The organism is Comamonas sp. B21-038 (genome assembly GCF_022387135.1).
Lineage (GTDB): Bacteria > Pseudomonadota > Gammaproteobacteria > Burkholderiales > Burkholderiaceae_C > Comamonas > Comamonas sediminis.
The window spans coordinates 2,246,351-2,261,496 of sequence record NZ_CP092462.1 but is presented as its reverse complement, the minus strand read 5'-3'; the positions used below and the strand labels follow the sequence as shown (position 1 = coordinate 2,261,496).

The following is a 15,146-nucleotide window of genomic DNA, read 5'->3' as shown; positions in this document are numbered from 1 at the left end:
AACTGTCCATGGGCGCGTTCCGCATCAGGGCGCCATTCTGCAAAGGGCGCCAACGGAGCTGCCTCACAGCGTTAAAAGCCTTTGCAGCATCCACAGGTTCAGCGACACGACGAGGGCTGCACCGCTCCACAACAGTATCGACATGGGCCGGCCAAAGGTCAGCGCGCCCAGTGCATTGCGGCGGGTCGTGAACATCAGCAGCGGCACGATCGCAAACGGCAGCTGCATGCTGAGGACCACCTGGCTGAACACCAGCAGCGCGCTGGCGCCCTCGTTGCCGTACCAGGCGGTGGCGATGACGGCGGGCACGATGGCGATAAGCCGGGTCAGCAGCGCCCGCATCGCCGGCGATAGCCGAATTTGCAGAAAGCCTTCCATCACGATCTGGCCCGCCAAGGTGCCCGTTACCGAAGCGCTGAGGCCCGAGGCGAGCAGGGCGGTGCCAAACACTGCGCTGGCGATGCCGACTCCCAGGATAGGCGACAGCAAATGGTAGGCGTCTGACAGCTCGGTGACGGGGGGTGTTCCCGGGCGGTTAAAAGCACCCGCTGCCACGACCAGGATCGCGGCATTGACGAACAGCGCCAAACCCAGCGCCACGGTGGAGTCGATCGTAGCGAAGCGGATCGCCTGGCGTGTGCCCTCCAGGGTCCGGCTGTGTTCACGCGTCTGCACGATGGCCGAATGCAGATACAGGTTGTGTGGCATGACCGTCGCGCCGACGATGCCGACGGCCAGGTAGAGCATCTCCGGGTTGGCCACGATCTCCGAGCGCGGAATGAAGCCGGACAGCACCGTCGCGAGCGGCGGGTGCAGCCACAGCAGTTGGGCGCCAAAGCAAATGCCGATCAAGGCCACCAGCCCGATGACGACTGCCTCCAGCGCACGAAACCCTCTACTTTGCAGCGCAAGAATCAGCATCACATCGACCATCGTGATGCATACGCCCACGATCAGTGGCAGGCCAAACAGCAGGTTCAGGCCGATGGCCATGCCCAGCACCTCGGCCAGGTTGCAGGCCACGATGGCAATCTCGCAAAAGAACCAGAGCATCAGGTTGATGCGCGGCGGAAACTGTTCGCGGCAGGCCTGGGCCAGGTCGCGCCCGCTGGCCAGACCCAGCCGCACTGCAGCTGCCTGGAACAGCATGGCCATCAGGTTGGACGCAAAAATCACCGCCAGCAACGAATAGCCAAACTGAGATCCGCCTGCAATCGAGGTGGCCCAGTTGCCGGGGTCCATGTACCCGACCGCCACCAGATAACCGGGCCCGGCAAATGCCAGCATGCGCCTTGCGTTGGCCGAGCGGCTGGTGCCGCCCGGCACCGCAATGCTGCGGTGAACCTGGGGCAGGCTGGGCATGCCTGACTTCACGCTGTCCGGATCCGCTTTGCCTGAGGCCTGTGGCTTTGGCATGCCCCCTTCGTTGTGGAGGGGGCTGCAGGTGGTGAAGGCAGGTGGCGGCATGGTCGCTCCTTATCTGGAGGCCGGTGCCAGGTGCAGCGCAGCGGAAGCGGGTGTTGCAGCTGGTCCCGCAGTGATGGCGCCGCCGTTTAACAGTGCCAGCACATCCGAGGTGACGATGGCAAGCCCTGCCAGCACGATCAAGCTCCCTACACAACGGCGCAGCAACGTGGCGGGTTTCAGCCGCCGCGTCTTGCTGGGGGCCGTTGCTTGCGAGGATGGAGACAATATGGACTTCATCGCAACTCCTTGGCAGAGAAACACCGGTCTCGGGTCCGTCTTGCGCATTCCTGCCCCGGAAAGGGGCAGGTTGAACGACCGCGTCAAGCGTAGGCCGTGCTCATCACCAGCGCACCATTGACGCCTGCCGGGAAGAAGCCGCCCTTGGTGGCAGAGTCCTTGGTCAGGTAGACGATGTTCAGCACGTCGCCGGGTGAGCGGCTGTAGGCAATGCCGTCGGCATCCAGCGGCACGATGTTGGAGGTGCTGTCGTCCCCGGTGATGCCCTGGTCCACATCGGAGGAGCCGTCGAGGCTGTCGCGCGCATCCGAGATGGCGCCGGCTGCCGAGCGCAGCGCAGGCGTGGCGAGGCCCTTGGCGTAGAGTACCGTGCGCACCAGACCTGCGTGGTAGGCCTCGGCAGACAGAATGCCTGCAGCAGCTTCCAGGTAGGTCTTGTTGGTGATCAGCGGCGAGGCGCCCTTGTAGGCGGTCACCCCCACGTCCTCGAAGATAAACGCGCCGAGCAGGAAGTTCTCGTCACTGGCATAGGGATCGAAGGCCACGCCCGCACCTACCAGACCGGCTGCGCGTGCGGCCACCGAGAAGGCCCCGTTCGGGTCGGTGCCGCCGATATCGATCTGTGGCTGCGCGACCGCTGCAGAGCCCAGCGCCTTGCGCAAAAAGGCCACATGGGCCACCTCATCCTGGGCAATCTCCTTGGCGTACTGCGCGACCAGCGGGTCCTTGAACGCCACCGCCCGCCCGCCGGTGATACTGCCTTGCGTGCCAGTGCCCGATTGCATATTGGCGGGCAGCCCGGTGCCAAACACGGCGTAATGGTAGAACTGCGACTCCAGGTATTCCAGGTTCAGCGCAAAGTTCAGGATCTCCACATCGGTCGGGCCGTTGTTCTGCGCATTGGCATCACTGCCACCACCCCCGCAAGCCGTCAGGATGGCACCGCCTGCCATACCCGCTGCCACGCCTCCGGTCTTGCGGAAGAATTGACGCCGGTCTTCCAGTTTTCTGGCCCGCTGTTGCAATACACCTATCAACACTGATTCGTCAGACATGTGATTTCCTTTCGAGTTGCGCTAAACGCGCCTACCTACACAGGAATGCGCCGTCACGCGGAGGGCACACGGTGCAGCAAGAAGCAGCTCAGCACCAAATCCTTGTCAGTGGAGACGGAGGATGTCGACTCTTGCTACTTGCGGTGTACGCAGCAGGTGGCAAGGTGGATTCACCAATGTTGGCATCTTTACAATTCGCCGCTTCTTTCCAACTCGTCGGGAGGAATGGGGGATTACCAATTTTTGGATTGCTGGGTCTAGAAGGCTGTGACACCAACAATGGCCTGGACGGCATCCAGGAGCCATCGGCTGCGCTTGCCTGTGCTGGAACTGACCAATGCCGGGCTGAACGACAAGTGCACATTGTTGCAGTTCTGGACGGGGTACCCAACGAGCCGATGGATGACCGCTGTTAGGAATTTCCTAACCCGTCTTAGTACCTTTGTCTGCCTCAATGCTTGCTGAGATCGACCGTCTGCACCAGAAAATCAAGAAAAGCGCGCACGCGCAGCGGCAGATAGCCGCCTTGGCCGACATAGACGGCGTGTACCTCTTCGATATCGCCCGGATTGCAGTCTTCAAGAACTGGTAGCAGGCGGCCTGCGGCCACGTCCTCGCGTACCTGGAAAGCGGCCAGACGCGCCAGGCCCAGCCCCGCCAGCGCCAACTGGCGCAAGGCTTCGCCGTCACTGGCCTGCGTATTGCCATTGATGGGAAGGACGGTATCTTCACCAGCGTGCCGCAGCGGCCAGCCCGGTTGCGCCCGGGCATAGTTTGCACCCAGGCGGTTGTGGTGCTGCAGTTCCTGCGGCGTGGCGGGCATGCCATGGCGGGCCAGGTAGCTGGGCGCCCCCACTATCAGCATGCGTGTGCCGCCCAACTTTCGCGCCACCAGGCTGGAATCCTTCATCGGCCCGGCACGCACGGCCACATCGGTACGCTGCTCCAGGATGTCGATCACCGCATCGGTCAATACGATATCCAGGGTCACGTCGGGATGGGACGCCAGAAAGGCAGGCGCGAGCGGCAGCAAAAAATGGTGGCCGAAGGGGACGTTGGCATTGACGCGCAGCCGGCCGCGCGGCGCAGTGTGTGTACTGGCGCAATGCTCTGCCTCTTCCAGATCGGCCAGGATACGCACCCCGCGCTCGTAGAAAACGCAGCCTTCGGGCGTGAGCTGGAGCTGCCGGGTCGACCGGTTCACCAGCCTGGTGCCCAGCCGCTGTTCCAGGCGCGCTACCAACTTGCTGACCGCAGAAGGCGTCATGCCAAAGGCGCGCGCAGCGGCGGAGAAGCCCCCCGATTCGATCACGCGCACAAATACCTCCAGTTCGCCGGACCGATTGACTTCCAGACGCGCCATGCGGGCCTCCTTGATGAGATCAATTCACAAATGATGTTCTTGCGGCCAGTCTATGCCAATCTGGTCTTTGAATTCATCATCCGTTCTTCTAAGGACTTCGAATTCACTGATATGACAAGACTGACTGTGCCGCTCGCAAGCGCCGAAGCCGCCGCGATGCTGGCGTTGACCCTCACGCTGGGCGCCGTGACCGTCGTGCCCGCACGGGCAGCGGATGCTGCTCCCGGCAACCGCTGGGTGGCCACCTGGCAGGCCAGCCCGCAGCCTGTGTGGGGCACGGATTTTCTGTTTCCGACCCACCTCCCGGCCGCGTTGCATGCGCAAACCGTGCGCCAGGTGGCGCGCATCAGCCTGGGGGGCGAGCGATTGCGCATCTTGCTGTCCAACGCCTACGGCAAGCAACCGCTCTTCGTGGGCAAGGCGACAGTGGCCCGTTTTCGGGAGGCCAGCGCCGCTGGCGCGGTCACCGATGGCAGCCTGCGGGCCGTCAGTTTTGGTGGTCAGGAGGGCGTGACGATCCCGCCGGGGGCCTCATGGATCAGCGATCCGGTGGCACTCCCGGTGCCGGCGCTGTCTCAGGTGGCGGTGAGCCTGTACCTGCCCCAGGCCACACCGATCAGCACGTTCCACTGGGATGGCCGCCAGACGGGCTGGATCGTGCCTGGCGATCAAACCCAGGTGCCGAGCCTGCAGATCACCGATCCCGACAGGCAAAGCACCACGGCCCGCCCATTGCTGACCGGGATTGCGGTGGAGACCGGGCCGGCCGCGCGCGCTGTGGCGGTGCTGGGTGATTCCATCACCGATGGCGCCACAGCCAGCCTGGACAAGGACAGCCGCTGGCCGGACTTTCTGGCTGCCCGGCTGGCGCCGCATGGCGTGGCGGTGGTCAATGCGGGGATCTCAGGGGCAAGGTTGTTGTCCGATGGCATGGGCGCCAATGCGCTGGCGCGGCTGGAGCGTGATGTGCTGGCGCAACCGGGGGTGCGAAGCGTCATCGTGCTGCTGGGTATCAACGACATATCCTGGCCCGGTACCGCATTTGCAAAGCATGCAGAGCCGCCCACCCTGGCATCCCTGACCGCGGGCTACCGCCAATTGATAGCACAAGCGCACAGCCGGGGCATTCGCGTTCTCGGTGCCACCCTGACGCCATTCGAGGGCGCATTGCCCGGCACGCCGCTGGCCGACTACTACCAACCCGGCAAGGACGCGCTGCGCGCACAGGTGAACGACTGGATCCGCCACAGCGGAGCCTTCGACGCCGTCATCGATTTTGACGCGGCGCTGCGCGATCCAGCGAATCCGGCACGCATCGCCGCGCGATTCGACTCGGGAGACCATTTGCACCCCGGCGATGCAGGCCATAGAGCCATGGCCGAGGCCGTTGCGGTCGATGCCCTGCTACCGGGCCTGGAGTCAAAGGCCGCTGGTGCGTTGCCGCAGGCGCGCTAGAGCCATCGCTATGCGGTGTTGTCCGTTGCGGCTCGCACTTCTGCTGCTGCGTCTGGCCCTGCATGCGCTGCGGGCAGTCAGAGCAACAGCCGCACCAACAGGCCGGCAAAGCCCGCAGCCACAATCACATACACCACATTGACCCGGTAGCGGAGCAAGGCAATGGCCGCCGCCAGCCCGATGGCCATCGATGCCCCATCCAGGCTTCCCGCGAAGCCCTGGGGCCACAGCACATGGTAGGCAAAGAAGACAGCCAGATTCACGATGACACCGACAACGGCTGCGGTGATGCCCACCAATGGCGCGGTGAACTTCAGGTTGCCGTGGGTGGACTCGATGAACGGGCCGCCCAGCAATATGAAAAGGAACGAAGGCAGAAAGGTGAAGAACGTGACCACCACGGCCGACACCACGCCCGCCAGCAGCAGTGAATCCGCACCGAAGACGGCCTTGGTCCAACCCCCGACAAAAGCCACGAAGGACACCACCATGATGAGCGGGCCAGGGGTGGTCTCACCCAAGGCCAACCCGTCCATCATTTGGGGGGCGGTCAACCACTGGAAGTTCTCCACGGCCCCTTGGTAGACGTAAGGCAGCACTGCATAGGCGCCTCCAAAGGTCATCAGCGCTGCCTTGGTAAAGAACCAGCCCATTTGTACCAACACGGAATCCAGCCCAAACAGCGCCGCAAGCAGGGCCATGGCACCGGCCCACAGTGCCAGGCATACCAGCGCCACGGACCAGAATCTCCGCCAGGAAAACCGGGCATGCGGCGGCGTGGGGGTGTCGTCGTCTATCAGTGCATGTTCCCCCTGCCGCACTGCGGTGCCTTGGCCATGGCTGGCGCCACCAAAGGCGTCTGGCTGCAGCTTGCCGCCGAGGTAACCGACCGCAGCAGCCACCACCACAATGAGCGGAAACGGAACATTCAGCGCAAAGATGGCCATGAACGCAGCGGCCGCAATGCCCCAATGCCAGCGGTTCTTGAGGGAGCGGGACCCCACGCGGTAGGCGGCCTGTGCCACCAGCGCCGTGACAGCCGGCTTTATGCCATAGAAGAAACCTGCAATGACGGGCATGTCACCATGGGCCATATACAGCCACGCCAGCGCAATGATGAGAAAGAGGGACGGCAGAACAAAAAGAACGCCGGCCAGCACACCGCCCCAGGTCCGGTGCAGCAGCCAGCCCAGATAGGTGGCCAGCTGCTGCGCTTCCGGCCCGGGCAGCAGCATGCAATAGTTGAGGGCGTGCAGAAAGCGCTTTTCGGAGATCCACCGGCGGCGGTCAACCAGCTCCTCATGCATGAGGGCGATTTGACCGGCAGGGCCGCCAAAGCTGATGAACCCCAGCTTCAGCCAGAAGCGTAAAGCGTCAGACAGTGACAGAGACGTAGGTGCAACGGGGTCCGTTGATCTGGGCAAACCGGTGTCCATAAAAAACTCCATAGAGAATACCCAGCACTTGGACGGGACACCGTCTACCCTTGCGGGCCGGGAGGCTGCTATCCCGGTCGCAGAATTCTAGCCTACCTGTAGCCTGCTCCCGTTTCGAACCCGCGCAGCGCACTCTCCAGGTTCAAGCCCAAATCCTCACTCAGATACCCGCCTTCCTGCACGATCACCGTGGGCAGCCCCAGCTGCGCGATTTTTTCGGTGATGCGGGCGAAGCCGGGGGTGTCGATGGCCAGGGCCTGGTAGGGGTCGTGTTCGTGGGCGTCCAGGCCCAGCGCCAGCACCAGGGCGCCGGGCGCGTACTGGCGGATGGTGGTGAGGGCGGTTTCCAGCGCGCGCAGGTACTGGTCGGTGGTGGTGCCCTTGGGCTGGGGCAGGTTCAGGTTGTAGCCCAGGCCTTCGCCTTCGCCGCGCTCATGCGCATGGCCGGTGAAGAAGGGGGTGCAGAAATGCGGATCGGCATGGATCGATACGGTCAGCACATCGTTGCGGCGCCAGAAGATGCCCTGGGTGCCGTTGCCGTGGTGCACGTCGATGTCGAGCACGGCCACGCGGGCATGCTTGCTGCGCAGGTGCTGGGCGGCAATGGCGGCGTTGTTCAGGTAGCAAAAGCCGTTGGCGCGGTCCACATAGGCGTGGTGGCCCGGTGGGCGGCACAGCGCGTAGGCGGCTTGTTCGCCTTGCAGCACCAGCTCGGCGGCATGGGTGGCGCAGTGGGCGGAGTGGATCGCCGCGTGCCAGGTGTGCTCGCCCATGCTGCAGGCGCAGTCACCCATGTGGTAGCCGGCCTGGCCGACCAGGTGGTCCGGGTAGGTAAAGGGCTGGCCGGGGAAGGGGAAGACATTGGGCAGCACTTCGAGCGAGGCATCGGGCAGCGCCTGCCAGCGTTGCCAGGCGGTTTGCAGAAAGTGCAGGTACTCGGGGGTGTGGACGGCTGCGCGCGGGCCGGGGCCAAAATCTTCGGCCAGCATCGGCTGGTGGCCCGCCTTTTGCGCGGAGCGCAGCAGGATCTCGGCGCGTTCGGGTTGCTCATTGCTGCGCTTGAGTTGGCCGCGCACCATGAATTGCTGCGGGTCGTGGCTGCGGTGCGCGTGGCTGTAGATGAATTTCATGGTCTGGGCGGTTTTCGTCGGGAGGAAGAAACGGGAGATGCGGTGGCGCCGGCCTTGGGCTTGGCCTGGGTGGCGGGTACCGGTGCGGATGAGGGCATGGCGCTGGGGCGGGCATCCGGCGCCTGGTCGCCGTGCAGCACCTGGGCATGGGCCTTGTCCTGCGCGTCCACCAAGTGCACGCGCAGCGCTTTTTCTGCGGCATCGGCATCGCGGCGCAGGATGGCATCGACCACCGGGAAGTGCGATTGCGCGATGAACACCGGGTCGCGGTACTGGCGCTCGATAAAGCCCTGGCAGATGCGGATCTCGGCCTGCATATTGGCAAAGATGCGCTGCAGGTATTCGTTGCCCGACAGGCGCGAGATGGCGGTGTGCATGCCCAGGTCCATCGTGACGCGCTCGATATTGCTCAGGGTCGGTGCGCGCTCGAGCATGTCATCGGCATAGGCCTTGAGCGATGCCAGCTGCGCATCGGTGGCCACCTCGCAGGCCAGGCGTGCGGCCATCACTTCCAGGCCCAGGCGCACCTGGAACAGGTCCTGGATCTCCTTGGGGCTGAAGGTGCGCACGGTAAAGCCTTTGCGTGGCGTCGAGACGATGACGCCCTGGCTCTCGAGCCGCCGGGCCGCTTCGCGCAGCGGGGCGCGGCTCACGCCCATCTGGCGCGACAGCTCGGCCTCGACAATGCGCGAGCCCGGTGGCAGCCGGCCTTCAAAAATGGCCTGCAGCAGCTGGCGCTCCACCAGCTCCACCAGATCGGGCACGCGGATCGACGAAAAGCCGGGGTTGTCTGTCTCCTCGCCGTGCAAGGCGATGTTTTTGCGAAGGGTCTCAGATGTCATGTCAGGATGCCTGGTGAGCGGTGTGCTTTTGCCGCCGGGGCCATGCAAGGTAGACGCCGGCAGCGCTGATCATCAGCATGCCATAAAGGGCCAGGCTGTCTGGCGGTCGTTGGAACCAGAAGGTGCTGATCAGCACCGCCAGCAACAGTTGTACATAGTTCATCGGCGCCAGGGTCGAGGCCGAGGCGCGCTGGAAGGCCTGCAGCAGCAGCAACTGCGCGCCACCGCTGACAAAACCACCGGCCAGCAGCAAGGCCAGCTGTGGCGCATCGGGCCATTCGGTGATCGGGTGGAAGAGGGCCGGCAGGTTGGTGATGACCAGGCAAAACAGCGCCATATAGGCAAACTGCACCGCCGTCGGCACCACCCCCGAGAGCTTGCGCGTGAGCACCTGGAACAGCGCATAGCAGACCGCCGAGACGGCCATCAGCACGGTGCCGGCAAGTGGCAGGGCATTGCCCGGGCGGACGATGAGCAGCATGCCGGCAAAGCCCAGCAGCACCGCCACCCATTGCACGCGGCCGACCCGCTCGCCCAGCAGCCAGGGCGAAAGCGCCACCATGATGAGCGGCGCGGTGAAATAGATGGCGGTGGCCTCGGCCAGCGGCATGGTGGCCAGCGCCGTCATGAAGCAGGTGGCCACAATGGCCAGCATCAGGCTGCGCAGCAGCAGCAACTTGCCGCTGCGCAGGCGTCCCCAGCGCAGTGCCGACCAGTCGCCATGCCGGTGCATCACCCACAAGGCCAGCACGCCGATAGCGGTGTAGCGCGAGAGGTTCATCACCGTGGCCGGGTAGCGGGCCAGCATGTGCTTGGCAAAGGCGTCATAACAGGCAAAGCACAGCAGCGCTGCCAGAAACAGGCCCAGCCCCTGGCGCAGCCGGCGCGCGGCATCGGCCTCGCGCTGCGCTGGCAAGGGCGCTGGGCTGCCGATCTGGCTGTGGTGCTGCGCAGCCTGCTCAGCCATGGAGGCCCTCCAAAAAGGCCTGCAGGCCCGGGCCGATGGCTTCCACCAGGTAGCCGCCTTCCTGCACGACCACCAGAGGCAGGCCGAGTGCGCGCAGCTTTTGGCCGACGGCGCGGTAGGCCTCAAAGTCCACCTTCAGCACGCTGATCGGGTCGTCCTTGAAGGTGTCAAAGCCCAGGGCCAGCACCACGGCCTGCGGGGCAAAGGCACGCACTGCTTCCAAGCCGGTGTCCACCGCAGCCAAAAACTCCGCATTGCCGCTGCCATGGGCCAGCGGCAGGTTCAGGTTGCAGCCCTCGCCCGCGCCGGCGCCGCGCTCATCGGCGTAGCCGGTGTAGAACGGAAAGTAGCTGCTCGTCTCCGCATGGGTAGAGACCGTCAGCACATCGTCCCGGGCATAGAAGATGCTCTGCGTGCCATCGCCATGGTGGGCGTCGACATCGAGCACGGCCACCCGCCCAAAATGCCCGGCCAGGCGCGCGGTGGCGCAGGCGTTGTTGTTGACATAGCAAAAGCCGCTGGCCCGGTCCCAGTGCGCATGGTGGCCCGAGGGACGGCACAGCGCATAGGCCATGCGGTCGCCGGCAATCACCGCATCGGCAGCGGCCACGGCACTGTGGGCCGAGCGCAGGATGGACTGCCAGCTGTCCGGCCCCAGCGGGCAGGACAGGTCACCCAGGTAGTAGCCTGTTTGCGGTATCAGCGCCGGCGATGGGCAGCGCGGGCGGCGCTGGCCGGCAGGCACGCCGGCGTAGGGCGCGAGGTTGGCCATCACCTCGGGGCCGGCATTGGCGCCGCTGGCCAGCATGGCTTGCCAGCGCGGCCAGGCGGTTTGCAGATAGTCCAGGTAGTGCGGGGCGTGCACGGCCTCCAGCGGCGCGCGGCCCATGTCGGGCGGGGTGCTGACGGCCAGGCCCGCCTGCTGCAAGGCATCGGCCAGGGTTTCGGCGCGGCTGGGCAGATCGGGCGCGGGCACCAGCTTGCCCAGGCGCATGAACTGGCTGGGGTGGTGCAGCGCTTGGTCAGGGCTGTAGAAGGCTTGCATGGCGGCGCTCATGGCAGGGTGGCCTGCAGCTTGTCCAGCGCCCGGTCCAGGCGCGCAAACATCTCGGCCATCTCGGCTTCGGTGATGATCAGCGGCGGACACAGTGCCACCGCGTCGCCCATGGCGCGCACGATCAGGCCTTCTTCCTGTGCGTACTGGGCCAGGCGGTAGCCCAGCTTCAGCGCCGGGTCAAAAGGCTGGCGCGTGGCCTTGTCGGCCACCAGCTCGAGGGCACCGATCATGCCCACGCCCCGCGCCTCGCCGACATGGGCGCGCTCCAGGTAGCCGCGCAGGCGGCCTTGGAAGATGGGGCTGAGCCGGTGGACATGGGCGAGGATCTGCTCGTCCTCGTAGACCTTGAGCGTCTCCAGCGCCACCGCCGCCGCCACAGGGTGGCCAGAATACGTATAGCCATGGCCAAAGGTGCCGATCTTGCCGCTGTTGGCGGCCATGGCCTCGTAGATCCTGGGCGAGACCATGACGGCCGATATCGGCACATAGCCGGAGGACAGCGCCTTGGCGCAGGTCAGGATGTCGGGCTGGATGCCGAAGGTCTGCGAGCCAAACATCTGGCCGGTGCGGCCAAAGCCGCAGATGACCTCGTCGGCCACCATCAGCACCTCGTACTTGCGCAGCACGGCCTGAATTTTTTCAAAATAGGTCTCGGGCGGCACGATGACGCCGCCAGCGCCCATCACCGGCTCGGCAATGAAGGCGGCGACGGTATCGGGCCCCTCCTGCAGGATGCGCTGCTCCAGCGCATCGGCCAGGCGGGTCGCAAAGTCGGCCTCGCTTTCGCCGGGCTGGGCAAAGCGGTAGTGGTGCGGGCATTCCACATGGCCGATGCGCGCAATCGGCAGGTCAAAATCCTGGTGGTTGGCGGGCAGGCCGGTCAGGCTGGCGGCTGCCACCGTCACGCCGTGGTAGCCCCGCTGGCGCGCCAGGATCTTTTTCTTGGCGGGTTTGCCAATGGCGTTGTGGTAGTACCAGATGATCTTGATGGCCGTGTCATTGGCTTCCGAGCCCGAATTGGCAAAGAAGACCTTGGCCATCGGTGCCGGGGCCAGCTGGATCAGCCGGTCCGCCAACTGGGCAATCGCCGGGTTGGAGCGGTGGTTGAAGGTGTGGTAGTAGGGCAGCGTTTGCAGCGCATCGGTGCCGGCCTGCACCAGGCGCGGGTGGCTAAAGCCCAGCGAACTGCACCACAGCGCCGACATGCCCTCGATGTACTTGCGGCCTTGTTCGTCGATCACATGGATGCCATCGCCCCGCGTGATCATCAGCGGGCCCACGTCCTCATGCGCTGCCAGGTTGGTGTAGGGGTGCAGGTGGGCGCCAATGTCCTGTGCGTCCAGCGCGCTGCGTTTGGGGGTGTTGTCTGCTGCGTTCATGTCCAAATCTCCTGGGGGCTGGGTGGTGCTTACTCTCTAACGGGCTTGCGGGGGCGTCAGTAACCGCGTCCCAGGTCCACGGCCACCTCGGCGGCCTGGCCTGCACGGATGCGGCTGAAGTTGTGGGCGGTCTGCCGGGCGATGACGCGCGGATCGGTGCGGGTGGCGATATGCGGGGTCACCAGAATGCGCGGGTCCTGCCAGAACGGGTGGTCCGCTGGCAGCGGCTCGGTGCTGAAGGTGTCCAGGGTGGCGGCGCCAATCTGGCCTTCGGCCAGCGCGGTCAGCAGATCGGCCTCGACCAGGTGGGCGCCCCGGCCCACATTGACCAGGTGCGCGCCGCGCGGCAGCTGGCGCATCAAGGCCAGATCGAGAAAGCCATGGGTCTCATCGGTCAGCGGCAGCAGGCACACGAGGGTGTCGCATCCGCTCAAAAACTCTGCCTTCTGCGCCTGGCCGTGGAAGGTCTGCAATCCCTCCAGTCCAGCGGGCAGACCCTGCTTGGCCGACCGGCTCCAACCGCGCACCTGGTAGCCCATGGCCAGCAGCGCTTTCGCGCAGCCCTGGCCCAGGGTGCCCAGGCCGGCAATGCCCACCCGGTGCTGGCTGGGGGCGGCGATGGGCTCCTCGCGCCACTGGCGCTGCGCTGCATGGGCCACATAGCGGTCCATATGGCGCTGGCGGTGGATCACCGCCCAGCTGACAAACGCTGTCATGCCATAGCCCATGGTGCTGTCCACAATGCGGCACACGGGCGTGCTCGCAGGCAGCGCCTGGGTGTCGATATGGTCAATGCCGGCGGCAATCGATTGCACCAGCTGCAGGCCAGCGGACTGGGTCAGCTGCGCGAGTTGGGCAGCGGGCGGGTGCCAGCAGACTGCCACCTCGATATCGCTGTGCTGGCCAGCATCGAGCAGCGCCTGCAGCTCGGCACCCAGCAGCAGCCGGCTGCCGGGGAACTGCGCCTGGTAGGCGGGCAGCAAAAAGTCCATCGCAATGCTCTTGCTCAAAAAGGCAATGCTGCGGGGTGCGGCCGTGGGGGCATCGGTGCTGGGCATGGCGGTCATGCGCGGCTCCGCTGTTCTGCGATGGGCGCTTCATCGCTGCGGTGCTCCAGCGAGGGGATGGCGTCGATCAAGGTTTGCGTATAAGCGTGCTGCGGGTTACCCAACACCTGGGCGGTGGGGCCGTATTCCACAATGCGGCCCCGCTGCATGACGGCCAGGTGGTCGCACATCTGGCCGGCCACGCGCAGGTCATGGGTGATGAAGACCATGCTGAGCTGAAAGCGCTCGCGCACCTCGGCAAACAGCTTGAGCACCTGGGCCTGCACGGACACATCGAGCGCGGAAACCGGCTCATCGGCCACCAGCAACGAAGGCTCCATCGCCAGTGCGCGGGCAATGCCGATGCGCTGGCGCTGGCCGCCGGAGAACTCATGCGGGTAGCGCTCGGCCGCCTCTGGGCCCAGGCCGACCAGCTCCAGCAGCTCCATCGTGCGGCGCATGGCCTCGGCCTTGGGGACACCCTGGGCAATGGGGCCGCTGGCAATGGCCGCGCCAATCTTGTGGCGCGGGTTGAGCGATGCGTACGGGTCCTGGAAGACCATCTGGATCTTGCCCTTGGCCTGGCGGCGCAGTGCGGCGCCCGAGCTCAGGCGCTGGCCGTTGAAGAGGATATCGCCGCTGTCAAACGGTGCCAGGCCCACAATGCAGCGGCCGAGCGACGACTTGCCCGAGCCCGACTCGCCGACGACGCCCAGGGTCTGGGCGCGCCCCAGGTCAAAGCTGATGCGCTCGGCGGCCACCACCTCACGGGCGGGCCGCAAAAAGCCGCCGCCCGTGCGGTAGACCTTGCACAGGTCCTTGACCTGCAGCACCGGCTGCGCCGTGCTGGCCTGGGTCTCGCGCACATTGCCATGCGGAATGGCGGCCAGCAGCTTCTTCGTATAGGCATGTTGGGGATTGCGCAGCACCTGGCGGGCCGGGCCGGCTTCGACCACGACGCCGGTCTGCATCACCACCACATGGTCGGCAATCTCGGCCACCACGCCAAAGTCATGGGTGATAAAGAGAATGGCCATGCCGCGCTTTTTCTGCAGAGCACGCATCAGCTGCAGGATCTGCGCCTGCGTCGTCACATCCAGCGCGGTGGTGGGCTCGTCGGCAATCAGCAGGCTGGGCTCCAGCAGCATCGCGATGGCGATCATCACGCGCTGGCGCTGGCCGCCCGACAGCCGAAACGGGTAGGCATCGATCAGGCGCTCGGGCTCGGGCAGGCCCACATCGGTCAGCGCGGCGATGATGCGGCGGCGCTTGTCGGCAGCGGGCAGCTGCAAGTGGGCATCCAGTGCCTCGGCCATCTGGTCGCCAATGCGCATCACCGGGTTCAGCGCCGTCATCGGCTCCTGGAACACCATGGCCATGCGGCTGCCCCGCAGCTCGCGCAGCTGGTCTTCGCTCAGGCGCAGCAGGTCCTGGCCATCAAACAGGATCTCGCCGGCCACCGGCTCCACCTTGGGGCGGGGCAGCAGGCCCATGATGGCGTTGGCGATCATCGACTTGCCCGAGCCCGATTCGCCGACCACGCAGAGGGTCTGGCCGGGCAGGATCTGCAGGTTGGCCTGGGTGACGGCCAACGCGCGGTCGGCGCCCCGCGGCAGGCGGATGTCCAGGCCGCGCACGGTCAGCACCGGCTCCGGGGTGTTGGGCTGGTCAGGCATGTGTGCAAGCATATGCAGGGCTTCGTGTGAGTAGGC

The 15,146-nt window shown here is 65.5% G+C and carries 13 protein-coding genes; 1 reads left to right on the top strand and 12 read right to left on the bottom strand.

Annotated features, from left to right (window positions below; genetic code table 11):
* Positions 1 to 63: 63 nt before the first annotated feature.
* The 4 genes from MJ205_RS10275 to MJ205_RS10260 all read right to left on the bottom strand — a co-directional run bounded on the left by MJ205_RS10275 (position 64) and on the right by MJ205_RS10260 (position 4,122).
* The gene (locus MJ205_RS10275; RefSeq protein ID WP_446715084.1) at positions 64 to 1,416 is read right to left on the bottom strand and encodes an Nramp family divalent metal transporter; all 1,353 of its coding nucleotides are present in this window, start codon (positions 1,414 to 1,416) and stop codon (positions 64 to 66) included.
* 60 nt (positions 1,417 to 1,476) lie between these two features.
* Complete coding sequence (locus MJ205_RS10270; RefSeq protein ID WP_239812350.1) at positions 1,477 to 1,704, bottom strand: hypothetical protein; 228 nt, start codon at positions 1,702 to 1,704, stop codon at positions 1,477 to 1,479.
* 83 nt (positions 1,705 to 1,787) lie between these two features.
* Positions 1,788 to 2,759 carry a ferritin-like domain-containing protein gene (locus MJ205_RS10265; protein ID WP_239812349.1) on the bottom strand — a complete coding sequence of 324 codons (972 nt, stop codon included), beginning with the start codon at positions 2,757 to 2,759 and terminating at the stop codon, positions 1,788 to 1,790.
* Between the two features lie 451 nt (positions 2,760 to 3,210).
* The gene (locus MJ205_RS10260) at positions 3,211 to 4,122 is read right to left on the bottom strand and encodes a LysR substrate-binding domain-containing protein (protein WP_239812348.1); all 912 of its coding nucleotides are present in this window, start codon (positions 4,120 to 4,122) and stop codon (positions 3,211 to 3,213) included.
* A 111-nt stretch (positions 4,123 to 4,233) separates the two neighbouring features.
* Between MJ205_RS10260 and MJ205_RS10255 the strand changes: the two genes are divergently transcribed.
* Positions 4,234 to 5,577: an SGNH/GDSL hydrolase family protein gene (locus MJ205_RS10255; protein WP_239812347.1), complete on the top strand. Its 1,344-nt coding sequence runs from the start codon at positions 4,234 to 4,236 to the stop codon at positions 5,575 to 5,577.
* 77 nt (positions 5,578 to 5,654) lie between these two features.
* Here the strand turns inward: MJ205_RS10255 and chrA are convergent, their stop codons facing one another.
* From chrA to MJ205_RS10215, 8 genes are all read right to left on the bottom strand, one after another.
* Positions 5,655 to 7,013 (bottom strand): chromate efflux transporter, encoded by a 1,359-nt coding sequence (gene chrA / locus MJ205_RS10250; RefSeq protein WP_239812346.1) that lies wholly within the window; start codon positions 7,011 to 7,013, stop codon positions 5,655 to 5,657.
* Positions 7,014 to 7,105: 92 nt separating this feature from the next.
* Positions 7,106 to 8,143 (bottom strand): histone deacetylase family protein, encoded by a 1,038-nt coding sequence (locus MJ205_RS10245; RefSeq protein ID WP_239812345.1) that lies wholly within the window; start codon positions 8,141 to 8,143, stop codon positions 7,106 to 7,108.
* Complete coding sequence (locus MJ205_RS10240) at positions 8,140 to 8,985, bottom strand: GntR family transcriptional regulator (RefSeq protein WP_239812344.1); 846 nt, start codon at positions 8,983 to 8,985, stop codon at positions 8,140 to 8,142. The genes MJ205_RS10245 and MJ205_RS10240 overlap by 4 nt, the downstream gene beginning before the upstream one ends.
* Position 8,986: 1 nt before the next feature.
* Positions 8,987 to 9,952 (bottom strand): DMT family transporter, encoded by a 966-nt coding sequence (locus MJ205_RS10235; protein WP_239812343.1) that lies wholly within the window; start codon positions 9,950 to 9,952, stop codon positions 8,987 to 8,989.
* On the bottom strand, positions 9,945 to 10,997 hold the full coding sequence (locus MJ205_RS10230) for a histone deacetylase family protein (protein WP_239812713.1): 1,053 nt from the start codon (positions 10,995 to 10,997) through the stop codon (positions 9,945 to 9,947). Before MJ205_RS10230 ends, MJ205_RS10235 begins: the two co-directional genes overlap by 8 nt.
* A gap of 8 nt (positions 10,998 to 11,005) precedes the next feature.
* Positions 11,006 to 12,388 carry an aspartate aminotransferase family protein gene (locus tag MJ205_RS10225; RefSeq protein ID WP_239812342.1) on the bottom strand — a complete coding sequence of 461 codons (1,383 nt, stop codon included), beginning with the start codon at positions 12,386 to 12,388 and terminating at the stop codon, positions 11,006 to 11,008.
* A 56-nt stretch (positions 12,389 to 12,444) separates the two neighbouring features.
* Positions 12,445 to 13,455, bottom strand: a complete 1,011-nt coding sequence (locus MJ205_RS10220) for a 2-hydroxyacid dehydrogenase (protein WP_239812341.1) — start codon at positions 13,453 to 13,455, stop codon at positions 12,445 to 12,447.
* Positions 13,452 to 15,110, bottom strand: coding sequence for a dipeptide ABC transporter ATP-binding protein (locus tag MJ205_RS10215; RefSeq protein WP_446715083.1), 1,659 nt, complete (start codon positions 15,108 to 15,110; stop codon positions 13,452 to 13,454). Before MJ205_RS10215 ends, MJ205_RS10220 begins: the two co-directional genes overlap by 4 nt.
* Between the last annotated feature and the right edge of the window lie 36 nt (positions 15,111 to 15,146).